The 24819-nt window shown below is 64.5% G+C and carries 22 protein-coding genes; 11 read left to right on the top strand and 11 right to left on the bottom strand.

From position 1 onward, the window contains the following. Window positions 1-8 precede the first annotated feature (8 nt). Window positions 9-230, bottom strand: coding sequence for a DUF1674 domain-containing protein (locus CK226_RS32095; protein WP_095775847.1), 222 nt, complete (start codon window positions 228-230; stop codon window positions 9-11). Window positions 231-335: 105 nt separating this feature from the next. Here CK226_RS32095 and htpX point away from each other — a divergent pair, with 105 nt between their 5' ends. From htpX to CK226_RS32110, 3 genes are all read left to right on the top strand, one after another. After that, window positions 336-1355: a zinc metalloprotease HtpX gene (gene htpX / locus CK226_RS32100; RefSeq protein WP_095793994.1), complete on the top strand. Its 1020-nt coding sequence runs from the start codon at window positions 336-338 to the stop codon at window positions 1353-1355. Next, window positions 1346-2734, top strand: a complete 1389-nt coding sequence (locus CK226_RS32105) for an RsmB/NOP family class I SAM-dependent RNA methyltransferase (protein ID WP_179301174.1) — start codon at window positions 1346-1348, stop codon at window positions 2732-2734. Before htpX ends, CK226_RS32105 begins: the two co-directional genes overlap by 10 nt. A 236-nt stretch (window positions 2735-2970) precedes the next feature. Then, window positions 2971-4695 carry a heparinase II/III family protein gene (locus CK226_RS32110; protein ID WP_095775850.1) on the top strand — a complete coding sequence of 575 codons (1725 nt, stop codon included), beginning with the start codon at window positions 2971-2973 and terminating at the stop codon, window positions 4693-4695. Between the two features lie 27 nt (window positions 4696-4722). On the opposite strand, the gene CK226_RS32115 is transcribed toward CK226_RS32110, so the two are convergent. Beyond that, on the bottom strand, window positions 4723-5031 hold the full coding sequence (locus CK226_RS32115; RefSeq protein WP_095793996.1) for an antibiotic biosynthesis monooxygenase: 309 nt from the start codon (window positions 5029-5031) through the stop codon (window positions 4723-4725). A gap of 147 nt (window positions 5032-5178) precedes the next feature. Between CK226_RS32115 and purH the strand changes: the two genes are divergently transcribed. Continuing rightward, entirely contained in the window at window positions 5179-6795 is a 1617-nt protein-coding gene (gene purH, locus CK226_RS32120; RefSeq protein WP_095793997.1) for a bifunctional phosphoribosylaminoimidazolecarboxamide formyltransferase/IMP cyclohydrolase, read from the top strand. A gap of 134 nt (window positions 6796-6929) precedes the next feature. Here purH and CK226_RS32125 read toward each other — a convergent pair whose 3' ends face one another. Both CK226_RS32125 and CK226_RS32130 read right to left on the bottom strand, forming a co-directional pair. Next, window positions 6930-8306, bottom strand: a complete 1377-nt coding sequence (locus CK226_RS32125) for an MFS transporter (RefSeq protein WP_095790293.1) — start codon at window positions 8304-8306, stop codon at window positions 6930-6932. 203 nt (window positions 8307-8509) lie between these two features. After that, window positions 8510-13315: an NAD-glutamate dehydrogenase gene (locus CK226_RS32130; RefSeq protein WP_095793998.1), complete on the bottom strand. Its 4806-nt coding sequence runs from the start codon at window positions 13313-13315 to the stop codon at window positions 8510-8512. A 136-nt stretch (window positions 13316-13451) separates the two neighbouring features. Here CK226_RS32130 and CK226_RS32135 point away from each other — a divergent pair, with 136 nt between their 5' ends. Both CK226_RS32135 and CK226_RS32140 read left to right on the top strand, forming a co-directional pair. Beyond that, window positions 13452-14015: a peroxidase-related enzyme gene (locus CK226_RS32135; protein ID WP_095793999.1), complete on the top strand. Its 564-nt coding sequence runs from the start codon at window positions 13452-13454 to the stop codon at window positions 14013-14015. 132 nt (window positions 14016-14147) lie between these two features. After that, on the top strand, window positions 14148-14474 hold the full coding sequence (locus CK226_RS32140) for a YciI family protein (RefSeq protein ID WP_095775871.1): 327 nt from the start codon (window positions 14148-14150) through the stop codon (window positions 14472-14474). A gap of 21 nt (window positions 14475-14495) precedes the next feature. Here the strand turns inward: CK226_RS32140 and CK226_RS32145 are convergent, their stop codons facing one another. Next, window positions 14496-15110, bottom strand: coding sequence for a LysE family translocator (locus tag CK226_RS32145; protein WP_095775855.1), 615 nt, complete (start codon window positions 15108-15110; stop codon window positions 14496-14498). Window positions 15111-15319: 209 nt separating this feature from the next. Between CK226_RS32145 and CK226_RS32150 the strand changes: the two genes are divergently transcribed. Together CK226_RS32150 and CK226_RS32155 are read left to right on the top strand one after the other, a co-directional pair. Further along, complete coding sequence (locus CK226_RS32150; protein WP_095775856.1) at window positions 15320-16105, top strand: alkaline phosphatase family protein; 786 nt, start codon at window positions 15320-15322, stop codon at window positions 16103-16105. 388 nt (window positions 16106-16493) lie between these two features. After that, the gene (locus tag CK226_RS32155) at window positions 16494-17120 is read left to right on the top strand and encodes a DUF1062 domain-containing protein (protein WP_095794000.1); all 627 of its coding nucleotides are present in this window, start codon (window positions 16494-16496) and stop codon (window positions 17118-17120) included. A 61-nt stretch (window positions 17121-17181) separates the two neighbouring features. Here the strand turns inward: CK226_RS32155 and typA are convergent, their stop codons facing one another. Then, a complete protein-coding gene (gene typA, locus CK226_RS32160) occupies window positions 17182-19011 on the bottom strand; it encodes a translational GTPase TypA (RefSeq protein ID WP_095775858.1) in 1830 nt (609 codons plus the stop codon). Window positions 19012-19154: 143 nt separating this feature from the next. On the opposite strand from typA, the gene CK226_RS32165 reads away from it, so the two are divergent. Next, window positions 19155-19493: a hypothetical protein gene (locus tag CK226_RS32165; protein ID WP_095790286.1), complete on the top strand. Its 339-nt coding sequence runs from the start codon at window positions 19155-19157 to the stop codon at window positions 19491-19493. Window positions 19494-19584: 91 nt separating this feature from the next. Here CK226_RS32165 and CK226_RS32170 read toward each other — a convergent pair whose 3' ends face one another. After that, on the bottom strand, window positions 19585-20868 hold the full coding sequence (locus CK226_RS32170) for an MFS transporter (RefSeq protein WP_179296103.1): 1284 nt from the start codon (window positions 20866-20868) through the stop codon (window positions 19585-19587). 74 nt (window positions 20869-20942) lie between these two features. Here CK226_RS32170 and CK226_RS32175 point away from each other — a divergent pair, with 74 nt between their 5' ends. After that, window positions 20943-21560 carry a TetR/AcrR family transcriptional regulator gene (locus CK226_RS32175; protein ID WP_095794001.1) on the top strand — a complete coding sequence of 206 codons (618 nt, stop codon included), beginning with the start codon at window positions 20943-20945 and terminating at the stop codon, window positions 21558-21560. A gap of 43 nt (window positions 21561-21603) precedes the next feature. Continuing rightward, the gene (locus CK226_RS32180; protein WP_095794002.1) at window positions 21604-22197 is read left to right on the top strand and encodes a hypothetical protein; all 594 of its coding nucleotides are present in this window, start codon (window positions 21604-21606) and stop codon (window positions 22195-22197) included. Between the two features lie 84 nt (window positions 22198-22281). On the opposite strand, the gene ppa is transcribed toward CK226_RS32180, so the two are convergent. The 4 genes from ppa to CK226_RS32200 all read right to left on the bottom strand — a co-directional run. Further along, window positions 22282-22815 carry an inorganic diphosphatase gene (gene ppa, locus CK226_RS32185; RefSeq protein ID WP_038650389.1) on the bottom strand — a complete coding sequence of 178 codons (534 nt, stop codon included), beginning with the start codon at window positions 22813-22815 and terminating at the stop codon, window positions 22282-22284. A gap of 201 nt (window positions 22816-23016) precedes the next feature. Then, window positions 23017-23523, bottom strand: a complete 507-nt coding sequence (locus tag CK226_RS32190; RefSeq protein WP_010912199.1) for a GNAT family N-acetyltransferase — start codon at window positions 23521-23523, stop codon at window positions 23017-23019. Between the two features lie 154 nt (window positions 23524-23677). Further along, window positions 23678-24316, bottom strand: a complete 639-nt coding sequence (locus CK226_RS32195) for a TPM domain-containing protein (RefSeq protein ID WP_095794003.1) — start codon at window positions 24314-24316, stop codon at window positions 23678-23680. Window positions 24317-24320: 4 nt separating this feature from the next. Further along, window positions 24321-24819 (bottom strand): TPM domain-containing protein (locus CK226_RS32200; protein WP_348629106.1); only part of this gene is annotated, 499 nt, incomplete at its 5' end.

The following is a 24819-nucleotide window of genomic DNA, read 5'->3' on the forward strand; positions in this document are numbered from 1 at the left end:
ACCAATCCCTAAAAATCGCTGGTCAGCCCTTTGACTTCCCAGTCACCATAGCGGCCGGGTTCCTTGCCGCCACGGCCGCCGACTTCCTTCGGCAGCGCGGCTTCCTTGCTGCGATAATCCGTACGCCGCGCCTCGGCCTCGGCCAGCGCCCGCTGTGCGGCGGGCGACAGGTCTCTTGGCGGCGCATCGTCGTTCGGGCCGGCTGGCGTTTTGCTGGTCTGGTCGGTCATGCGATAGTCCCGGCAGATTGAAATGGGGGCAGGTGTTTCCCATCATATAGCCATGAACCCACGACGATCGACCCCCTTTCACCGCTTTCTGGACAGGAGCAGACGATGAACACCCTTCGCACCGCCATGCTTCTGGCCGCGATGACGGCGCTGTTCATGGGCGTCGGCTTCCTGATCGGCGGTTCGGGCGGCATGATGATCGCCCTGCTGATCGCCGCCGGCACCAATCTGTTCAGCTACTGGAACGCCGACAAGATGGTGCTGTCGATGAACCGCGCCGTCGAGGTCGATGAGAAGAACGCGCCGGAATATTACGCCATCGTCCAGGGGCTGGCCAAGCAGGCCGGGCTGCCGATGCCCAGGACCTATCTGATCGACAACCCGCAGCCCAACGCCTTCGCCACCGGCCGCAACCCGCAGAACGCGGCGGTCGCCGCCTCCACCGGGCTGCTGCAGCGGCTGACCCATGAAGAGGTCGCGGCCGTGATGGCGCACGAACTCGCCCACGTCCAGCACCGCGACACGCTGACCATGACCATCGTCGCCACCTTTGCCGGCGCCATCTCGATGCTCGGCAATTTCGCCTTCTTCCTCGGCGGCAACCGCGACAACAACAACCCGTTCGGTTTTGTCGGCGTGCTGGCGGCGATGATCGTGGCGCCCTTTGCCGCGATGATCGTGCAGATGGCGGTCAGCCGCACCCGCGAATACGAGGCCGACCGGCGCGGTGCCGAAATCTGTGGACACCCGCTGTGGCTGGCATCGGCGCTTGACAAGATCGCCCGCGGCGCCGAACGCATTCCCAACCCCGATGCGGAGCGCAATCCGGCGATGGCGCATCTCTTCATCATCAATCCCCTGCACGGCGAGCGCATGGACAATCTGTTCTCCACCCACCCGAGCACTGAAAACCGCATCACCGCATTGCAGAAGATGGCACGGCAGATGGCGGGCGGCAACCAGGCCGCCCCGCGCCCGACGCCAGCGCCTCGGCAGGCCGGGGAACAACAGCCGTCCGGCCCGTGGGGCCAGGCCCCTCAAGCGGAACAGCCGGCGGCACCGGAAAGGCCTAAGGCCAACCCATGGGGGCGCAATCCGACCGGACCCAAAGGCCGATGGTCGTGAGCGTGGCGGGATCTCGACGCGCAGGCTCAGGCAATCAGGATCATAGAGACGGCGGCGAATTCGTCGCCGGTCTCGCCGCCCGCAAGGCGGCGGCGCGGCTGCTTGCCGCTGTCATCGATGCCAGGACTCCGCTCGACGGACTGACCGACCACGAAAACGGCCATCCGCAATACAAGGCGCTCGATTTGCGCGATCGTGGCCTGGTGCGGGCAATCCTGGTCACCGCGCTGCGCTTCCGCATGACCATTACGGGCCTGCTGGCGCGGCGCCTGGAAAAGCCGCTGCCGCCCAACGCCACCGCTTTGTCGCATATGCTGCATGTGGCGGCCGCGCAGATCCTGTTCCTCGACATTCCCGACAGCGCCGCTGTCGACCTTGCGGTCACCCACGCCAAGTCCGATCCGCGCACGCAACGCTTTTCCGGCCTCGTCAACGGCGTGCTGCGCACGCTCGCGCGTGCCAAGGAAACCGAACTGCCCGCCGCTCTTGCCGCGACCGATGAAGCGCCAAAATGGTTTTCCGACCGGCTGAAGGCTGCCTATGGCGCCAATAAAGCGAAGCTCATTCTCGCCGCGCACCGGTACGAGGCGCCGGTCGACTTCTCGGTCAAGGCCGATCCCGAACTCTGGGCCGAAAAACTCGGCGGCATCGTGCTGCCGACCGGCACGGTGCGCGTGCAAAATCTTGCCGGTGCCGTCACCGACCTGCCCGGCTTCGCCGAAGGTGCCTGGTGGGTCCAGGATGCCGCGGCCAGCCTGCCGGCGCGGCTTTTCGGCGATGTCGGCGGATTGCGCGTCGCCGACCTCTGCGCCGCGCCCGGCGGCAAGACCGCGCAGCTGGTCCTGGCCGGCGCCCGGGTCACCGCCGTCGACACCTCGAAAAACCGGCTTGGGCGGCTGGCGCAGAATCTCGACCGCCTCGGCCTCTCGGCCGAAATCGTCCAGGCCGACTTGCTCAAATATGAGCCCACGGAGCTGTTCGACGCCGTGCTGCTCGACGCGCCGTGCTCGTCGACCGGCACGGTGCGCCGGCATCCCGACGTGCCATGGACCAAGACGGCGGCCGATGTCGAAAAGCTCGCCGACCTGCAAAGGCGGTTGCTCGCCCGCGCCGTCACGCTGGTCAGGCCCGGTGGCCGGATCGTCTTTTCCAATTGTTCGCTCGACCCGCTCGAAGGCGAAGACCTGTATCTGGCGTTTCTGAAGGAAACGCCAGTGGTCGTCGATGATCCGCTGCGGCAAGGCGAGATCGCCGGCATCGATTCGTTCCTGACGGCGCAAGGCACGCTGCGCACCACGCCCGCCGATCTCGACCTCGGCGCCCCGGAGCGCTCGGGGCTGGACGGTTTCTTCGCCGCGCGCATGCGCCGCGCCGGCTAAATGCATGTCGCCCAAAAGTGCGTAGCGGTTTTGGGACAACGACATGCATGGAACAAAAAGCAAGTCGCGTCGCGTCCGGCCGGCGGGTGCGGCGCTATTTGACTTAACTCACAGGATTTGCTGACTTTTTTAGGGAGAGTATAGGCCCCCGGACCTATACCCAGGAATTCGCCTTCGCACGACTCGTTCATTCATGTAAACTCTGCGCCGGGGTAGAGGACGGACCAGGAGGGCTTTTGGCACTGGCTGCCAGCAACACGACGCGTCTGTGGACGCTTGTCGCGAAGGAGTTCTGGCGCAAGACGCGCCGGCGTTTGCGCGCCGGGCCGGTCTATCGCTGGCGCTATTCCGGCCGCACGCCCGAACGCGTGCTGATCGCACCGCCGGACCTGCGGCTGGCCGACCCGCAGATCGCGCTCGAGATCTATTACGGCCGCTATCCCTTGTCGGGGCACCTGGTCGAAACCGGCGGCAAGTCGCCCTTCCAGATCAACGTGCCCAATCATGGCTGGCAAAAGACGCTGCATGGCTTTCGCTGGCTGCGCCACATGCGCGCCGCCGGCACCGAACTTGCCGCCGCCAATGCGCGTGCCCTGGTGTCCGACTGGATCGCCATGCACGGAAACAACATTGCCGGTATCGCCTGGGAGCCCGGGACGACGGCGAAGCGCGTCATCGCCTGGCTGCAGCATTCCTCCGTCGTGCTGCAGGGCGCAGAGTTCCCCTTCTATCGCGCCTTCCTGAAATCGCTGGCCGTCCAGATCCGCTACCTCAGGTCGATGGCGCGCGAAATGCCCGACGGCAAGGACCGGCTGCGCGCCCGCATAGCACTTGCCTTCGCCGCGCTTTCCCTGCCGGCGCCGGCTTCTGCGCTGCGCGGCGCCACCCGCAACCTCGCCGAGGAACTCAACCGCCAGATCCTCGCCGATGGCGGCCATATCTCACGCAATCCGATGTCGGTGCTGGAAATCCTCGCCGACCTTTTGCCGCTGCGCCAGACCTACGCCAACCAGGCGGAGACCCCGCCGCAGGCACTGATCGGCGCCATCGACCGCATGCTGCCGGCGCTGCGCTTCTTCCGCCACCAGGATGGCAGCCTCGCCCGCTTCAACGGCATGGGCGCCACCATCCATGACCGCATCGCCACCATATTGCGACATGACGACACCGCCGGCGCGCCGCTGCTGCACGCGCCGCATTCGGGCTATGAGCGGCTGTCGATGGGCGGCGTCACCGTCATCGCTGACACCGGCCTACCGCCGCCGGTCGATGTTTCCAACGCAGCGCACGCCGGCTGCCTTGCCTTCGAACTGTCGTCCGGCCGCCAGCATTACATCGTCAATGCCGGCATCGACACCTATGGCGCCGCCGAGTTCCGGCCGCTGGCCCGCGCCACCGCCGCGCACTCGACCGCCACCATCAACGACACCTCGTCGGCGCGCTTCAGCCATTCGCTGCGCGTCAACGACCTGCTTGGTTCGCCGCTGATCGGCGGCCCGCAGCATGTGCAGTGCAAGCGCATCGACCAGAAGGGCGTCCAGGGCTTCATCGCCCGCCATGACGGCTACGTCCCGCGTTTCGGCTTCCTGCACGAGCGCGAGCTGAAACTGTCGTCGAACGGCAATGTGCTGGCCGGCAGGGACCGGTTCCAGCGCCCCGGCAATGCCGCGATCCGCAACAATGGCCGTGACTTCATCACCGTGCGCTTCCATGTCCACCCCGACATCAACTTGCTGCAGGACGAACATGACCGCCTGGTGCTGACCGCCGAGCAGGCCGACAGCTGGGTGTTCACCTCGGGCGAAGTGGTACCTGAGGTCGAGGAATCGATCTATTTCGCCGGTCTTGGCGGCCCGCGCCGCAGCCGGCAGATCGTGCTTGCCTTCAAGGCGTCCGACATGTCCGAAGTCCACTGGCAACTGACGCGCACCAGCATCGTCGGCTATCCGGAAAACAACTGATTTGCCGCGCGAAGGCGGCCGGCTCGCTCAAGCCTGCTGCGGGATGCCGAAGGCCTCATAGGTGCTGAGCGTCGGCGGACCGGCGAAGGCGAAACGGATCTTGTCGACCATCGCCGCCGCCTGACCGCTGCGGTCATAGCGCTCCGCGTCCTCGACAGCGCTCCATACGGTGATTGCCATGAAAGTGTCAGGCGCCTGATGCTGCTGCAGCAGCACGGCGCTGATGTTGCCGTTTGCGGCGCGGATGGCTGGGATCGCCTCGGTTTCGTAGATCGCCCGCAACCGCTCGGTCGTATCCGGTAATGCCGTGAACTGGCCAATGCGGACAAATGCCATCAATGTTCCTCCATCGCGAGGGATCAGCCTATACCTTGGGCCGGCAAATTGCATATCAAACCGTCGAATGGTGCACGGCGCTTGATTTCCTGATGTCATGTGCTACGGCGCGGGCTTGCCCCTCCAGCCGTGAAAGGCCGCCAGCCCATGGCCGTCGCCGCCAAGAACATTCCCGCCCCGGACCTCGTTCCCGTACGCCGTGCCTTGCTTTCGGTGTTCGACAAGACCGGCCTCATCGACTTCGCCACGGCCTTGGCCGCGGCCGGTGTCGAACTGGTCTCGACCGGCGGCACCGCCAAGGCGCTCGCCGAGGCCGGGCTGGCGGTGCGCGACGTCTCCGAGCTCACCGGCTTCCCCGAGATCATGGATGGCCGCGTCAAGACGCTGCATCCTTCCGTGCATGGCGCGCTGCTTGGCGTGCGCGACGACCCCGAGCATGCGGCGGCGATGCGCAAATACGGCATCGAGCCGATCGACCTCCTCGTCTCCAATCTCTATCCGTTCGAGGAAGTCCGCCGCTCCGGCGCCGACTATGCGGCCATCGTCGAGAACATCGACATTGGCGGCCCGGCGATGATCCGCGCCTCGGCCAAGAATCATGCCTATGTCGCCATCGTCACCGATCCGGGCGACTATGCCTCGGTGCTGAACGCGCTGGAGATGAACATCGGCTCGCTGTCGCTGGATTTCCGCAAGAAGCTGGCGGCCAAGGCCTTTGCCCGCACCGCCAGCTATGACGCGGCGATTTCCAGCTGGTTCGCCGAGGCGCTGGAGATCGAGCATCCGACCTGGCGCGCCTTTGGCGGCCGGCTGGCCGAAGTGATGCGCTACGGCGAAAACCCGCACCAGAGCGCCGGCTTCTACGTCAATGGCGACAAGCGTCCAGGTGTCGCCACGGCGCGGCAGCTGCAGGGCAAGCAGCTCTCCTACAACAACATCAACGACACCGACGCCGCCTTCGAACTGGCCGGCGAGTTCGACCCCAGCCGCTCCGCCGCCGTCGCCATCATCAAGCACGCCAACCCGTGCGGCGTCGCCGAGGGCGCGTCGCTGAAACAAGCCTATGCCAAGGCGCTCGCCTGCGATCCGGTCTCGGCCTTCGGCGGCATCGTCGCATTGAATCGCACGCTCGACGCCGAAGCGGCGGAGGACATCGTGAAGACCTTCACCGAGGTGATCATCGCGCCCGATGCCACGGACGAGGCCGCGGCGATCGTTGCCGCGAAGAAAAACCTGCGCCTGCTGGTCACCGGTGGCCTGGCCGACCCGCGCTCGCCCGGCACGACGGTCAAGTCCGTTGCCGGCGGCCTGCTCGTCCAAGGCCGGGACAATGCCGTGGTCGAGGATCTCGAGCTGAAAGTGGTAACCAGGCGCGCACCGACGCCGGCGGAGATGGCCGATCTCAAATTCGCCTTCCGCGTCGCCAAGCACGTCAAGTCCAACGCCATCGTCTATGCAAAAGACGGCGCCACAGTCGGCATCGGCGCCGGCCAGATGAGCCGCGTCGATTCCTCCCGCATCGCCGCCCGCAAGGCACTCGACGCGGCCGAGGCTGCCGGCATGGCCGAACCGCTGACCAAGGGCTCGGTGGTGGCTTCCGATGCCTTCTTCCCCTTCGCCGACGGTCTGCTTGCCGCAGTCGCCGCCGGCGCCACCGCCGTCATCCAGCCCGGCGGCTCGATGAACGACAAGGACGTCATTGCGGCCGCCGATGAACATGGCATTGCGATGGTGTTTACCGGGGTCAGGCATTTCCGGCACTGAGCACTTTTACCCTCCCCTCGATGGGGAGGGTCGGTGCGCTCGCTTGCGAGCGCGCCGGGGTGGGGTAATGGCGCTGACCCCCACCCCGCTCCGCTTCGCGGATCGACCCTCCCCACAAGGGGGAGGGTAAGGCGCTACTCCGACGGCCGATCCGCCGGATACGGCGTGCGAACCAGTATTGCCATGCCGATGCCGAGGAACAGGATGATCACGGCCATGCCGAGCCGCGCCGAGTCGGAGAGCGCGGTGATGGTCGCCACCAGGAACGGCGCCAGGAAGCTGGTCGCCCGACCGGCCAGCGCGTAGATGCCGAAATAGCGGCCGGATTCCGCCGCTGTCACGCTGCGCGCCATGTAGGAGCGCGACGACGCCTGCACGGGGCCGAAAGCCAGGCCGATCAACAGCCCGTAGAGGATATAGGCCTTTTCGGCCGCCGTGCCGAACAGCCCGCCTGAATCGGTGGTCGGGAGCTGGATCAGGCCCAGCAGCGTGAAGCCCGGCCCCGTCGAGATGACGCCTATGGTTGCTATCGACAGCATGACCAGTGCGATCATCACCACGGCCTTGGAGCCGAGCGCGGTGTCGAGGCGTGCCGCGATCCAGCAGCCGAAGATGGCGACGACATTGAGGATGATGCCGAACATGCCGATCTCGGTGATCGACCACTGGAACATGCCCGCCGCGAAGGTGCCGCCAAGCGCCAGCAGCGCGTTGACGCCGTCCTGGTAGATCATGCGGGCGACGAGGAAGCGGAAGATGCCGCCGCGCCTGCGCACCTCGGCCAGCGTCGATTTCAGCTCCGACAGGCCTTCCCGCACCGCCGGCCCGATCGGGATGCCCTTGATGGCGTCGGGCGTAAAGAAGAACATCGGCAGGATGAACAGGAAATACCAACCGGCCGACAGCGGTCCGGTGGCGCGCGCATCCTCGCCGAGCTTCGGATCGAGCCCGAACAGCGGGTCGATGCCGATGATCGTCTTGCCGGTCTCCGGCGAGCCGGCGAGGCAGGTGACGACAAAGATCAGCGCGATCATGCCGCCGAGATAGCCGAGACCCCAGGCCGTGTTGGAGATGCGGCCGATCTCGCTCTTCGGCACCAGCCGCGGCATCATCGAATCGTTGAACACGGTAGAAAATTCCGCTGCTACCGACGCCAGCGAGAACAAAGCCACGACCAGGAACAGGTTCGAGCCGGGTGCGGCAAACCAGAGCAAAGCGAGACTGGTGATCTTGATCGCGGCGAAGAAAGCGATCCACGGCTTGCGCGGCCCGGTCTGGTCGGCGATCGAACCGAGGATCGGTGAGAGCACGGCGATGACCAGTCCTGCCGCGGCGATACCGTAGCCCCAGACCGCTTGGCCGGTGTTGGGATCGCCAGCCATGCGCGAGACGAAATACGGACCGAAGATGAAAGTGGTGACGACCGTGAAGAACGGCTGCGCCGCCCAGTCGAAGAACATCCATCCCCAGATGCCGCGCCCGGACGCCCGCTGCACTGTCTCTACCGCCATGATGATCCCCTCGGCCCCACCCGCATCGGCGCCATGTCTGCATGTTTCTGATGCCCATGCAAATGACAAGCCTCGCGAGCGCCCACCCCTACCTCCCCCTTGTGGGGAGGTCGGAACGAAGGTCCGCGTGGGGTCGGCGCCGCCCCCACCCCGCTGCTTCGCAGCGACCCTCCCCACAAGGAGGAGGGTAGGCCTCCGAAGCCTCACATCCCGGTCAGATCGCTCATCAGCCCAGACGCCACCGACAGCCGCGACACGGTGATGTCGCCGCCTTCGGTCAGCGCCTGCAGCCGCTCGCGGATGCGCGCCACGCGCTCGCCGCCGGCTTCCAGCCAGGCCGCCACCGGATCCGCTGCCTTGGCATGGCCGGTGAGCGCCGCGACCGCGATGCCGCGCCGCGCCGCGCCGATCGTGTCGGTGGCGCGCGACAGCGCCAACTGGTCGTAGTAGTCCGACGGCGTGATCGAGCGCGCCGCGTCCTCGACACGCGGGATGCGGAAGGCATCGCTGACCGCAAAGAAAGCCTTGGCGGCGGCGACAATGTCGGCGCCGGCCGTGCGCGCCGTCAGCGCGATGTCGGGGACGAGTTCCGCCACCTCGCTCAGCGCCAGCTGCTCGGCCAGCCTTTCCGGCGCGCCGGCCTTGAACAGCCCGTGCCGCTTCTCCTCGATCCGCTCGCGCGAAAACGCCGGCAGCAGCGAAACGAGCTTCGGCTCCAGCGCCTTGCGCGCGTCCTGCAGCTCGGCGATGCGTTGGCCGAGCGGCGCCGTGCCGGCATCGTTCTTCAGATACCAGCCGCTGGTCACATAGATCAGCCTGCTGACCATCTGGTAGAGATCGAGCTGCACCTGGCCGTCGATCTGGTTATCGAGCGCATCGATCTCGCTATAGAGCGCCGGCAGCGCAAAGCCGTCTCGCACCACGGCAAAGGTGCGCACCACGTCGGCGGCGGTGCGCCCGGTGGCTTCCTGCAGCCGGTTGACGAAGGACGGGCCGCCGCGATTGACCAAATCGTTGGCGACGACGCGGGCGATGATCTCGCGGCGCAGCCGGTGACCGTGGATTTCGGCGGCGTATTTCTTCGCCATCCGGTCCGGGAAATAGCCCATCAGGTCACGGTCGAAATGCGCATCGTCAGGCACGTCGCTGGCGACGATGTCGGAAAACAGCACGATCTTGGCATAGGCGAGCAGCACGCCGAGCTCGGCCCTGGTCAGCGGCTCGCCGCGCGCCTCGCGCTCGGCAAGGGCAGCCGGCGACGGTAGCGTCTCCACGGCGCGGTCTAGCAGCCCGCGCGCTTCGAGCGCCGACATGAAGCGGGCCTGGTGCGCGATGTCGGCAAGGCCGCGCTTGCGGGCGATCGAAAGCGCCAGCGTCTGCTGGTAGTTGTTGGAGAGTACAAGGCCGCCGACCTCGCCGGTCATCTCGGCCAGCAGCTTGTTGCGCGCCGGTCGCGTCAGCGATCCCTTGCGCATGGCCGACGCCAGCGCGATCTTGATGTTGACCTCGACGTCGGAGCAGTTGACGCCGCCCGAATTGTCGATGGCGTCGGAATTGCAGCGGCCGCCATTCATGCCGAACTCGATGCGGGCGCGCTGCGTGACGCCGAGATTGGCGCCCTCGCCGATCACCTTGGCGCGCACGTCGAGCGCGGTGATGCGGATGGCATCGTTGGCGCGGTCGCCGACCTCGGCATTGGTTTCGGTGGAGGCCCTGAGATAGGTGCCGATGCCGCCGAACCACAGGAGGTCGACCGGCGCCTTGAGGATGGCGGTCATGATCTCGGCCGGCGTGGCGGTCGTCTTTGTCAGGCCGATCGCCGCCGCGGCCGCCGCCGGCAAGGTGATCGACTTCTGGCTGCGCGAGACGATGACGCCACCCTCCGACAGCTTCGTCTTGTCATAGTCCTGCCAGCTCGAACGCGGCAGCGCGAACATGCGCTCGCGCTCGGCCATCGAGGCCGCCCTGTCGGGATCGGGATCGATGAAGATGTCGCGATGGTCGAAGGCGGCGATCAGCCTTGTCTGCGGCGACAACAGCATGCCGTTGCCGAACACGTCGCCCGACATGTCGCCGACGCCGACGACAGTGAAAGGTGAGGTCTGGATGTCGCGGTTGATCTCGCGGAAATGCCGCTTGACCGCTTCCCAGGCGCCCTTGGCGGTGATGCCCATCTTCTTGTGGTCATAGCCGGCAGAGCCGCCGCTGGCGAAGGCATCGTCGAGCCAGAAGCCATGCTTCTCGGAGATCGCGTTGGCGGTGTCGGAGAAGGTCGCCGTGCCCTTGTCGGCGGCGACGACGAAATAGGGATCGTCCCGGTCGCGCCTCATGACGCCGGCCGGCGGGATGACCCCGTCCAGGCCGATATTGTCGGTGATCGACAAAAGGCTGGAGACGAAATTCTTGTAGGCCGAGGTGCCGACCTCGAAGATCGCGTCTCGGCTGCCGCCCGTCGGCAGGCGCTTGGGGAAGAAGCCGCCCTTGGCGCCGACCGGCACGATGACGGCGTTCTTGACCTGCTGCGCCTTGACCAGGCCGAGCACCTCGGTGCGGTAGTCCTGGGCGCGGTCCGACCAGCGCAGGCCGCCGCGCGCCACCGGGCCGAAGCGCAGATGCACGCCCTCGACCTCGGAACCGTAGACGAAGATCTCACGCCATGGCCGTGGCGCCGGCAGTCCCTCGATCGCCTGCGAGTCGAGTTTGATCGCCAGCGACTGGCCCTTCTCGTTCGTATCGGCAACGAAATGATTGGTGCGCAGCGAGGCCTCGATCAGATTGAGGTAGCGGCGGATGATGGTGTCGTCGTCGATGTTGGGCACATCCTCCAGCGCATCCCTGATCTTGGCCTTGAGGTGCTTTGCCGCCACCACGCCCTCTGTCTCCGCCATCGAGCCGAGGCGGGCGATGAACAGCGCGTGCAGGCCGCGCGCGATCTCCGGATAGCGGTTAAGCGCCGCGGCGATGAAATCCTGGCTTTGCGGAATGCCGACCTGCTGCAGATAGCGGCCATAGGCGCGCAGGATGGTGATTTCGCCGGACCACAGGCCGGCGGTCTGGGCCAGACCATTATAGCCATCATTGTCGACGTCGCCGCGCCACACCGACAGGAAAGCGTCCTCGAACAGCGCGCCGCCATCGGTAAGGTCGATCGGGTTGCCGTAGCTGTTCTCCAGTTCCATGTCGTGGATGAAGACCATGCCGGGCTGATCCCCGTTGATCATGCCGGTCGCGTCGTCGCCGACCTCGAAGGTTCGCTCGCTGATGACGCGGAAGCCGATGTTTTCCAGCACCGGCACGCGCCGCGACAGCGCCACCGGGCTGCCGTGGTGATAGATCTTCAGCGCCGCCTGGTGCGGCTTCTGCTCGCCATGGCGGTAATAGTCGATGGCGATCGGATTGGCGGCGCTGATCCTGGCGATGCGCCCGGCATCGGCCAGCGCCACGGCCGGCGAGAAACTATCGCGATAGCTTTCGGAAAACCGTGCGGCGATCGCCGTCCGTGCGGGATCGGCTCCAGTCTCGGCCGCTGTTTCCCGAAGCGCGTCGTCCCAGGTGCGGACAATGTCGCGGATCGCTTCCTCGATCGTCGCCTGCTCGATTTTCGGCGTCTTGCCGCCGGAGCGGCCTATGATGAAATGCACCCGCGCCAGCCCGCCTTCCGGAAAGGCCGGGTAGTAGGCCGACAACCGCCCCTCGAACGCCGTTTTCAGATAGGCGCCGATCTTCTCGCGCACGACGCTGTCGTAACGGTCACGCGGCACGAAGACGAGGATCGAGACAAAGCGGTCGAACTGGTCGGCACGCACCAGCGCCCTGACGCGGGGACGCTCCACCAGGCCCAGAATAGCCTCGGCGTGCTTGCGCAGGATCGGCACCGGGACCTGGAACAGTTCGTCGCGCGGATAGCTCTCCAGCACGTTGATCAGCGCCTTGCCGGAATGATCACCCGGATTGAAGCCGGATTTGGCAATGATGGTTTCGGCCTTCGACCGCAGATACGGTATCTTCATCACCGAGCGCGTGTAGGCGGTCGAGGTGAACAGGCCGACGATGCGCAGTTCGCCCGACAGCACACCCTTGGCGGTGTAGGTCTTGACGCCGATGTAATCGAGATAGATGCGGCGGTGCACGGAAGACTTGGCATTGGCCTTGGTGACGATCAGCGGCTCCGGCCCATGCAGGAAGGCGCGAATCTCGGGCGTGGTGGTCACCGCTTCGGTGCCGCGCCGCAGCACCAGCACGTCGGGATCGGACAGGATGCCGAGGCCGGGCTTGTCGGCGCGCTCCAGCATGCCGCTCTTTTCGCTGCCGGTGTATTTGAACTCGCGCATGCCGAGGAAAGTGAAGTTGTCGTCCCGCAACCATTCGAGGAAGGCTATCGCCTCGGTGACGCTGGTCTTGTCGAGTGGCACCGGCGAGTAGCGGAATTCGGAGATCGCCTGGTCGAGGCGGGCCAGCATCGGCTTCCAGTCGGTCACGGCGGCGCGCACCTGGCCGAGCAGCTTCTTCAATCGACCGGCCAAGGCTTCGGCCTGGTCGGGCGGCAGGCGGCCGATATGGACATGAATCACGCTCAGCCGGTCATGGCCGGTGTCGCCCTTGGCGGGGCCGCCGTCACCGAGGATTTCCTCGACGCCGCCCTTGCCGTGCCTGACGACGATCACCGGATGGGTAACCAGCAAAGGCTCACCGGCACTATCGGTGATCTCGCCAAGGACGGAATCGAACAGGAACGGCATGTTGTCGTTGACGACGGTGATCACCGTCACCGGGCGGCCTTGGCGAACGACCTCGGAATCGACATCTATGGCGACGACGCAATCGCCCTTTTTATGTCTGGCGACAGCGCGCCCGGCGAGATCGGCGGCGCGCACGAGATCGGCGACGTCATAGGCGGCAATGTCTTCTGCAGGAGCTCGTGCCAACAGATAGTCGGCGAGCTTGCCGGACCTGTCTTCTGCCTTTGCCGCGCTCTTTTTTGGCGGATTTGCGGTTTTTGGATTGGCCATGACGCTATTCCCTCCCGTCGAATGCTTTTACGGCTATCGTAGCAGATGACCGCTGTTTGGCGACAAAGGTTTGACGGCTTGCCGAGAATTATCGGAATTCGGCGGCAAGCCATCATCCAACCAGGAGAAACGACACATGACCGGCAAAATTTCAGCGCTTGATCTGGCCTCGGGAGAGCTGAGCGAGCCGACAAAGGCCTATTTCGCCAAATGCGAGGAAAAGCTCGGCCTGGTTCCCAACGTGCTCAAGGCCTATGCCTTCGACGACAAGAAACTGCGCGCCTTCACCGACATGTACAACGACCTGATGCTGGGTGAGTCCGGCTTGTCGAAGCTGGAGCGGGAGATGATCGCCGTTGCAGTCTCCTCCATCAACCATTGCTACTACTGCCTGACCGCGCATGGCGCCGCAGTGCGCCAGCTGTCGGGTGACCCGGCGCTCGGCGAGATGATGGTGATGAATTTCCGCGCCGCCGATCTCTCGCCAAGGCAGACCGCGATGCTCCAATTCGCCGTCAAGCTGACGGAGGAGCCGGCCAAGATCGTCGAGGCCGACCGGGCCGCACTGCGAAAGGCCGGCTTCAGCGACCGCGACATCTGGGACATCGCCTCGACCGCGGCCTTCTTCAACATGTCGAACCGGGTGGCCGCCGCAATCGACATGCGGCCGAACGACGAATACCACGCCATGGCGCGTTGAGGCTCGCGGAGGCCCAACGCGCCTAATATTAGTCATCTCTCATTTCCGTTGCGTGTTTGCCGGTTTGGTCCGATGATCGGCGGGCGGCATGACCGCATGCCGGTTCAATGCCGCTCATCACGGGAGGAGAACATGGCGAAGTTTCTCTATGTCTATCACGGCTCCGGCAAGATGCCGACGAGCGAAACCGAGCGAAAGGCCATGACCGACGCCTGGACAGGCTGGTTTGGAAAGCTTGGCTCGGCCGTTGTCGACCAAGGCAATCCAGTCGGCATGTCGAAGACCGTCCTGCCAGGCGGCAAGATAGAAAACAACGGCGGCAGCAACCCGACCGGCGGCTACTCGATCATCGAGGCCAAGGATATCGACGATGCCGCCGAGAAGGCCAAGGGCTGCCCGATGCTGGCCATGCCGAACTGCAACGTCGAGATCGCACCGATCATCAATATGATGGCCTGACGCCTCGCCTCAGGATCATGCTCAAGACCGCGCCGCGATCGCTGCGGCGGCGCCGGCCATCGTGGTGGCGCTGACGCGGTTGGCGATCTTCATGGCGCGCTTGCTCTTCAGCAGCTTGCGCGCCTGCGCGGCGGCGAGCACCCAGGCGAGATCGATGGCGATCAAAACCACCGCCATGGTCGCCGTGAGCTCGACCCAGCCGACGATGCTGACCGAGGCGAGGTCGATGATGGTCGGCAGCAGCGCCAGGTAGAACATCATGATCTTGGGGTTGCCGAGCGTCACCGCCATGCCGGCGAAGAACAGCTTCACGGCTGAATCCTCGCGCGGCATCTCGCCCTCTTCGGCATCGACCGGCGCCGTCCACATCTTCCAGGCAAGGTAAGCGAGATAGGCGACACCGACCCACTTCACGACGACAAAGGCGAAGTGAAAAGTCTGCGCCACCACGGCAAGTCCGAACACTGCCAGCGACAGCCAGATGCCCTCGCCGATCCACATGGCGAGCAGGAAGGGGAACACGTCGCGAAAGCCCTTCGCGATGACGCGTGCGACCAGTGCCGCGATCGACGGACCGGGTGAGCCGGCGGCAACGAACAAGGCGGCGGCGAAAATCAGCAGCGAGGTGAGATGCATGGCACTGCCTCCAAACGGTTGAAGGGCGGACGATATCCGATCGACATCGCCGCTTGCAACGCCGGTGGCAGCGGATCCCGGACTGGCTCCGCGTTTGGCCATGCCCTTGACTGCCATGCCCGACTTGCAGTCAGGTTGATCTTGCCGAGCAGGCGGAAGGAGGCGTTTTCGTGGTTGTGCCAAGGCGCGCGGTCGTTCGACGGTTCTCCATGCTGGCTGTCCTGGCAGCCATCATGGCGCTGAGCGGAGGGCTCCAGGCTGTCGCATCGTCGGGAAAGCCGCCGAAATATGATCACGTGGTTGTCGTGATCATGGAGAACCACAGCTTTGAGCAGATTTCCCTGGCGAGGCGAGCCGCCCCCTATTTGAACAGGCTGGCAAAGGGCGGCGCGCTGTTCGAACAATCCTATGGGGTTGCTCACCCCAGCCAACCCAATTACCTCGCGCTGTTCAGCGGCCTGACACAAGGCGTCCATGACGATGGCATGCATAGCTTTGCAGCGCCGAACCTGGCCGCTCGTCTTCGGGCTCATAGCAAGACGTTCGCGGGCTACGTCGAAGCCAGATCGCCGCGAAAACACAATCCCTGGGAATCGTTTGCGGATTCAAAGGGATTTGAGAAGCCTTTGGCCCAGTTCCCTCGCGACTATGCGAAGCTACCATCCGTTAGCTTCGTAATCCCCAATCTCGATAATGACATGCATGATGGCACAATAGAGGCGGCGGATGCCTGGTTGAAAACTTACCTTGGGGGCTACGCGGCTTGGTCGAAGAAAAACAACAGCCTTTTTATAGTGACGTTCGATGAAGACGACTACCATACAGAGAATCATATATTTACTGTATTCTATGGATTTGGAGTTGAACCAGGGCGTTACTCCGAAAAGGTCGATCACTATTCCGTCTTGCGAACCATTGAAGACATCGAGAGCATACCCCCCTTGGGCACCAGCGTCATCAGAACGGTGATCGCAAGTGGCTGGAGCCGGCGGTAGTTTCCCACCTTCCGTCGCCAAATGATCGCCCCCGAATAACGTCGGAAGCCATCATTCGTTCGAAGTTACTGCCTCCCTTGCGGTCCTTGTTGGCTACGGCTAGAAGACGCGCCGCGAAACATTTTCGAGCTTCACCTTGCCTCAGTAACCGCCGGTCTCGTCAACTCCCCCGACACACTTGCATGGCGCCGCACCCGCGGTGCCTGTTTCATGTTCACGTGTTCCTCTGGGCGGCGGTTCGCGACCGGTTTGGCACTGCTGAACCACTGTCGCGCGCTTTCCGCCAGCGACACTTGACCATCTCCGCAGCCGACCGCCACGCCGCGCCCGCATGGGCATCTCGATCGTGCCGACCTGATGAACTTCCCGACGGGAAGGGCTTATCGGCATGTCCGGCACTCTACGCATCCACTGGGCTATCGCGCCCGAAATCGCACCTCAGCCGCTGATCAACTGCAATCGCTGCGGCGGCGTGAAGGCCTATCGCTGCAGCGGAAAATTCCGCGTCAACGCCAATGGCAAGCGCATCGACGTGTGGCTCATCTATCGCTGCGTCGACTGCGACAATTCCTGGAATTTCGGCATTTTCGAGCGCTGCAACCGCCGCGACATCGAACCGGCCCTGCTGCAGGCGCTCGAAAGCAACGACCCGGGACTGGCGCGGCGCCATGCCTTCGACGTCGTCGCCTTGCGCAACCAGGTGGGACGCGTCGAGGAGTTTCCCGATGTCGCGGTGCATAAGCGGCTGCTTGGCGGCGCCAGGGAAACCGCGTTGGCCCTGGAGCTCCAGCTCGGGCTCGAAATGCCGACATCGCTCCGGCTCGATCGTCTGCTCGCCAATGAACTCGGCATCTCGCGCTCGCGGCTCCTGGCCTTGGAGGAGCGGCGCCTGCTGGTCGTCGATCCGGACGGCGCCAAAGCCTTGCGCAAGCCGGCCCGCCAGGGAATGACGGTCCGCATCGACCTGGCCGGCGAGCCGGACCAGGAAGCGATCATCTGTGCTGCCGGCGGGTAAACGAGAGAGGGGCGGAACACCTTGTGCTCCGCCCCTCTGGGAAAATCGTCGGAAGAAAAACTTATGCCGCGCCGACCGCCTTGGACGACTTCTCGAACCGCTTGCGCTCGTTCGGATCGAGATAGAGCTTGCGCAGCCGAATGGTCTTCGGCGTCACCTCGACCAGCTCGTCGTCCTGGATCCAGGCCAGCGCGCGTTCCAGCGTCATGCGGATCGGCGGGGTGAGCTTGACCGCCTCGTCCTTGCCGGCAGCACGGATGTTGGTCAGCTTCTTGCCCTTCAGCACGTTCACTTCGAGGTCGTTGTCGCGGGAGTGGATGCCGATGATCATGCCCTGATAGACCTTGACGCCCGGATCGATGACCATCGGGCCGCGGTCTTCCAGGTTCCACATGGCGTAGGCGACCGATTCGCCCTGCTCGTTGGAGATCAGCACGCCGTTGGTGCGCCCCGGCAGTTCGCCCTTGTAGGGCTCGTAGGCATGGAACAGCCGGTTCATCACGGCGGTGCCGCGCGTGTCGGTCAGAAGTTCCGACTGGTAGCCGATCAGGCCGCGCGTCGGCGCGTGGAAGACGATGCGCTGGCGGTTGCCGCCGGAGGGGCGCAGTTCGACCATCTCGGCCTTGCGCTCCGACATCTTCTGCACGACCACGCCGGCATGTTCCTCGTCGACGTCGATGACGACTTCCTCGACCGGTTCCAGCAATTCGCCGTTCTCGCCCTTCTGCATGACGACGCGCGGCCGCGACACGGCGATTTCAAAGCCTTCGCGGCGCATCGTCTCAATCAGCACGGCAAGCTGCAATTCGCCACGGCCTGAGACGAAGAACGAATCCTTGTCGGGCGATTCCTCGATCTTCAGCGCGACATTGCCTTCGGCTTCGCGCAGCAGGCGGTCACGGATGACACGGCTGGTCACCTTGTCGCCTTCGGTGCCGGCGAGCGGGCTATCATTGACCAGGAAGGACATCGTCACGGTTGGCGGATCGATCGGCTGCGCATGCAGCGCCTCGGTCACCGACAGGTCGCAGAACGTGTCGGCGACGGTACCCTTGGACAGGCCGGCAATAGCGACGATATCACCCGCCTGGGCTTCCTCGATCGGCTGGCGCTCGAGGCCGCGGAAAGCCAGGATCTTCGAGATGCGGCCGGTTTCGATCTGCGTGCCGTCATGGTGCAGCACCTTGACCGCCTGGTTGGCCTTCAGCGTGCCGGATTCGATACGGCCGGTGATGATGCGGCCGAGGAAAGGGTTGGCTTCCAGGATGGTGCCGATCATGCGGAACGGGCCGGGATGGACGGTCGGCGCCGGCACATGCTTGATGACGAGATCGAACAGCGGCGCAAGCTGCTGGTCCTTGGGACCTTCCGGATTTTCCGAAACCCAGCCATCGCGGCCCGAACCGTAGAGGATCGGGAAGTCGAGCTGCTCGTCGGTGGCGTCGAGCGCGGCGAACAGGTCGAAAACCTCGTTGACCACCTCGACATGGCGGGCGTCCGGGCGGTCGATCTTGTTGATGACGACGATCGGCTTCAGCCCGACCTTGAGCGCCTTGCCGACGACGAATTTGGTTTGCGGCATCGGGCCCTCGGCGGCATCGACCAAGACGATCGCCGAATCCACCATCGACAGGATGCGCTCGACCTCGCCGCCGAAATCGGCGTGGCCGGGGGTGTCGACGATGTTGATGCGGGTGTCCTTCCAGTCGACCGAGGTCGCCTTGGCCAGGATGGTGATGCCGCGCTCCTTTTCCAGGTCGTTGGAATCCATGGCGCGCTCGGCGACGCGCTGGTTGTCTCGGAAGGAGCCGGACTGCTTCAAAAGCTGGTCGACAAGGGTGGTCTTTCCATGGTCGACGTGCGCGATGATCGCGATATTACGGAGTTTCATGTTCTGGGTCTCGGAAGCGTTGCAGGCAGCAGGCCAAAGGCGCTGCCTCTTTCGGTTGCGCGGCTCATACAGGGTTTTTCGCAGTTGCGAAAGGGGAAGCGCGACACCAAATACTCATCAAATCTTAAGCATCTGCGTGTGAGATGATTTTGTTAACCAAGGCGGGAACCTTTCAGGGCCCGAGCAGTTCGACCGACATGACCGATAAACTCAACCGATTTTGGCCGCTCATCGCTTCGGTGGCCTTTGCCTTGCTGTTGGTGGCCAATGCCGCGCAGTCGGCTGCCGCGACCCAGAAAGGCGCGCGCGCCGTTGCGCAGTCAGACGCCCGGACCGCCGAACAGGCTTTTGCCGATGCGCCCGACGGCGTTGACCCGATGGTGACGGGACCGGTCAGCGCCGCCTTCAAGCAGCGCCAGGACGCCGCCAACTGCGACAGCGCCGTGTGGCCGAACATTCCGATGGTCTGCTACCCGGACTGACCGCACATAAATTGCCGTCTCGGACAGCGGCAACCATCGACACGCCCTGAACGCACAAGGCGGTCTGACGGCCGTCAGCTCGCCTCTCGCCTTACGCGGCTTGCGGTTCCGGATCGAAAGCCGGCTGGCTGGTGTTGATCAGCAGCGAAATACAGGCGGCCGCGATGGCCGTCATGCCGGCGATGAGGAAAGCCAGTTCGTAATTGCCCTGCAGCTCGCGCATCGTGCCGCCGAAGGCGGCCGCGGTGGCCGCACCGACCTGATGGCCAGCGACGATCCAGCCGAATACGATCGGGCCGCTGCGGTCGCCAAACGCCTCGTTGGCAAGCCGTAGCGTCGGTGGCACGGTGGCGATCCAGTCGAGGCCGTAGAGGACGGCGAAGATGATCAGGCTGGTCGCCGAGAAGCCGGAATAGGGCAGGTAGATCAGCGACAGGCCGCGGATGGCATAGTAGACGCCGAGCAGCTTGCGCGGATCGAAACGGTCGGTGAGCCAGCCCGACAGCGTCGTGCCGATCAGGTCGAAAATGCCCATCATCGACAACAGGCCGGCGGCCTGCACCTCGCCGATGCCCATGTCGCCGCAGAAGGCGATCAGGTGCGTGCCGACCAGCCCGTTGGTGGTGAAGCCGCAGACGAAGAAGGTGGCGAACAGGTACCAGAACACCCGCGTGCCGGCGGCGCGGCGCAGCGTGTTCAGCGTATGCGCCAGGAAATTGCCCTGCGATGCCGGCGGCACCGGCGGCACGTCGTCGGCCTCGGCGCCATAGCGCACCATGCCGATCGAGGCCGGGCGCTCCGGCACCAGCAGCCAGACCAGCGGCAGCAGACAGGCCGTGGCCACCGCGACGGCGATGGCGACCGGCTTCCAGCCGCCCGATTGCGCCAGCGAGGCGAGCAGCGGCAGGAACACCAGCAGGCCGGTGGCGCTGGAGGCCGACATCAATCCCATGACCAGGCCGCGATTGGTCTTGAACCAACGGTTGACGATGGTGGCGCCGAGCACGCTGGCAACAGCGCCGGAGCCGATGCCCGAGAAGACGCCCCAGGTGATGAAGAGATGCCAGGGCTTGGTCATCAGCAGGCTGAGAGCGGTCGAACCCGACATCACCAGCAGCGATGCGATCAGCGTGCGGCGCAGCCCGATCCGCTCCATCAACGCGGCGGCGAACGGACCCGTCAGACCATAGAGCAGGATGCCGACGCCGGCCGCCAGCGAGATGACATCGCGCCGCCAGCCGAAGCTGTTTTCCAGCGGCAGCATCATGACGGCGGGCGCCGAGCGCAGCCCTGCGGCGATCAGCAGGCAGAGGAAGATGACGCCGACCACCACGAAGGCGTAGCGCTGGCCAAACGGACGGGATTGAGCTATCATGTTACTGACCGGTACGTTGCAAGATGGGAGCATGTATACGTACCGATCGGTAACATTGTCAATCGAGTCCCACGATGCCAACCGACAAAAATATTGAACTGTCCATCAGCGACGATCATGCATCGGCGCCGCCGAAGGCGGCCAAGAAGATCCTCGACGTGGCGTATGACCTTTTCTACCGGCGCGGCATCAGGGCAATCGGCGTCGACGAGATCGTCAAACGCGCCGGCGTCACCAAGCCCAGCCTCTATCGCAGCTTCCCTTCCAAGGACGAATTGGCCGCTTCCTATCTTCGGCAATACGATCTTGAATATTGGGAACGTTTCGACGAGGCCGTCAAAGCCCATCCGGACGACCCGCGCGCGCAGATCAAGGCTTTCCTGACCCGCATTGGCAAGCGCACGCAGGTGGCCGACTATCGCGGCTGCGGCATGACCAACGCGGCGGTCGAGTATCCCGACCACAGCCATCCGGCCCGCGTGGTGAGCGAAGCCAACAAGCAGGAACTGCGCCGCCGGCTGCGCGTCATGGCCGCCGCGATGGGGGCGCAAGACGCCGACACTCTGGGTGACGGGCTGCTGCTTTTGATCGAAGGCGCCTATATCAGCGGCCAGCTGTTCGGCCTCGGCGGCCCCGCCCAGTCGGTGGCGACGAACGCCGATCTGCTGATCGAAGCGAGCTTGAAGAAATAGCGTTTGGCGATACGTTGCTCCGGCCTAACTGGAGATTGTCGTCATGCGTGCCACTCTGATCCCGCTTGCGCTTGCCGGCCTGTGTCAGGTGGCTCGTGCCGGCGACATATCCAGCGCCTATACCGATCTCGACTCGAAGAAGGATTGCGTGACCTATGCGCAGGCTGCGGAAGGCGACGGCGACTGGGCCGATCTCGCCTGTTCGGGCTATCGTGGCTATCCCGTGCTCATCGCCTATGACGACGCCCGTGAATCGCTGTTCTACGGTTTTCCGCCCGGCGGCGACATGACGTCCGTCTGGGAAAGTTTTTCAGGCTTCAATTCGTCCGCGGCCAAGGTTGAATGGCGCATCGAAACCAATGGCGACAAGGCCGTGCCCTTCGCGGTCATCCACCGCCGCACGATCAGCGATGCCGAGGTTCAGGACAAATCGACGGACGTGCTGCTTGTCGCCAAGGTCGGCCAGATGGACGCGCGAGAAAGCTGCACGGTCGGCCTCGTGCTGGCCACCGGCAACCCGCAAGCCAACGATCAGGCGCGCAAGCTCGCCGACGCGAAGGCGCGAACCTTCGCCTGCGGCAAGGACCGGCACATCGTCATCGGCAATGTGCCGGCTTTCGGCCGGGTAGATAACTGACCGAAGCGGTTTTCCGTTCGGAATCGCGTCAAACAAAAAGTTAGAGCGGTTTGCCGTTTCTGTGAAACGGTGGACCGCTCTAAGCTACTTGCTCTTCTTCGCCCGCTCGATCGCGTCGACGATCATCTTCTTGGCATATTTGGAATCGTGCCAGCCTTCGATCTTGACCCATTTGCCGGGCTCGAGATCCTTGTAGTGCTCGAAGAAGTGCTGCACCTGCTGCAGGGTGATGTCGGGCAGCTGCGTATACTCGGTAACGTTCTCGTAACGCAGCGTCAGTTTGGGCGATGGCACCGCGATGACCTTCTCGTCCTGGCCGGCATTGTCTTCCATGATCAAGACGCCGATCGGCCGCACATTGATGACGCAGCCCGGCACCAGCGCGCGCGTGTTGCAGACCAGCACGTCGATCGGATCGCCATCGCCCGACAGCGTGTGCGGCACAAAGCCGTAATTGCCGGGATAGCGCATCGAGGTATGCAGGAAGCGGTCGACGAACAGCGTGCCGGCCTCCTTGTCCATCTCATACTTGATCGGCTCGCCGCCGATCGGCACTTCGATGATGACGTTGACGTCTTCGGGCGGATTCTTTCCGGTGGCTATGGCTTCAATGCGCATGGATTTGTCCCTCTCTCGGTCGGGAGGAGATAGCGGGCGGCGCACAATGGCGCAATGCGGCGAATGGTGCTCGCGAACGCCAGGCGGGACGCGATGGCGTCACGCGCGTTCAATCATCGGCACAAGATGTTTCAGCATCGTGATCTCACTGGGATACCGCACCGCGTACCGGCCTTGCTTTGCGCAATCATCGCCCGGCGGTCATTCCCAGACGAAGGCGACCTTCTTCAGCGCTTTCTGCTCGAAGATCTCGACACCCTCGGCGACATCGCGGCCGCCGGCGCCGGCATAGAAGGCCAGCGCGTTCTGGTTGTCTTCCAGCGCCCACACCACCATGCCCTTCAGCCCGTGGTCGGCAAGGCGCGCCCTGGCCGCCGAAAACAGCCGCCGGCCGAGGCCGATGCCCTGATATTCCGGACGCAGGTACAGTTCGTAGATCTCGCCCTGCTGCTTGAGTTCCCGGGCGCGGTTCTTGCCGATCGTCGCATAGCCGGCGATGGTGCCGCCGATTTCGACGACCAGAACGGTGGCGGCGCGGCGAATCGCATTGGCCCACCAGTCGGCGCCGCGGCGGTTGATCATCGACGTCAGCGTGCGGTGTGGAATGATGCCGGAATAGGCGCCGCGCCAGGCTTCCAGATGCACTTCGGCAATGGCGCCTGCATCGCGCGGGTCGGCTTTCCGGATGTCGATCGTCAGGGTATTCATGATTTGTTAACCATAAACCCGCATCGGCCGATTGCAAGAGTCCGGGGCGGCCCGCCGGCCGCTTTCTCACAGCCGATCCTCACATTGCTGACATCGCGCAAAAGCCTGTCCGGAAACAGGCCGGACCGGTAAAGTGGCGCCTATCGGCAGGCTCTCAGATTTCGACCAGATGGTCGTCGAGCTCGTTGGTATCGCCGGATGTGACCGGGAAATGCTCGGCCAGTACCGCCCCCACCTGCTCGATCGCCTTGACGAACCCATCGGCAAGCCGGTCGTCGCCGGCATGCGCCGTCAGATCACCCACCACGCCGTCCCAGACATGCTGGCCGACCTTGGCGTCGATGCCCGAATCGGCGACCACCTCGGCATACCGCTCGGCGATCGAGACGAAGACCAGCACGCCGGTGCGCGCCGTGGTGCGATGGACGTTGCGGGCGAGGAACTGCTTGATCGCATTGGCGTGTGCGGCCTGATAGCGCAGCCGCCGTGGCACCATATGGATGCGCAGGCCGGGAACAGCCCACAACAGGGCAAGCACGCAGGCCAGTGCCAGCAATTGCGCGATGACGAAATGCGGCAGGCGGATGGTGAGCCACCATGCCTCCAGCCCATAGCCGACGGCGAGGCTGACCACCAGCATGCCTAGCGTCGCCATCATGGCGGCCGGAGCGAAATAGCCTTCGCTGGCGTGGGCGACGACGCAGTAGATCTCGCCGTCGGTTTTGGTTTCCGCGGCGCGGATCGCATCGGCGATGCGCTCATGATCCTGCGGGCTGATCGGTCGTGTTGCCATTGTCTCACCAGCTTCCTGAAGAACCGCCACCACCGGACGAGCCGCCGCCGCCCGAGAACCCGCCGCCGCTCGACCCGGACGACCAGCCGCTGGAACTGCCCGACGACCAGCCACCGCCCGACGAACCGGTCGTCCAGCCGCCCCCGCCCGAGGATCCACTTGGCGCCTTGCCGTAACGAAACGTCATGCCCAGCCATCTATACACGCCCGGCGACAGCTTGGTGCCGAACATCGGCGGCAGGAACGCCATGGCCAGGCCGCCGAAGAACATCGTCGCCCACAGGATCAGGAACACCGCGACGATCGGGTCGATGGGGGTGCTGCTGTCGGCGGGATTGCGCTTGCCGCGCGCTTCCAACTCCTCCGGATTGCCTTGCAGCACCATGACCATGTCGTCGACGGCCTTGGAGATGCCGCCGGAGAAATCGCCGGCGCGGAACGCCGGCACCATGTCGTTTTCGATGATCAGCTTGGTGTGCAGGTCGGTCAGCGTGCCTTCCAGC

The organism is Mesorhizobium sp. WSM4311 (assembly GCF_002295115.1).
Lineage (GTDB): Bacteria > Pseudomonadota > Alphaproteobacteria > Rhizobiales > Rhizobiaceae > Mesorhizobium.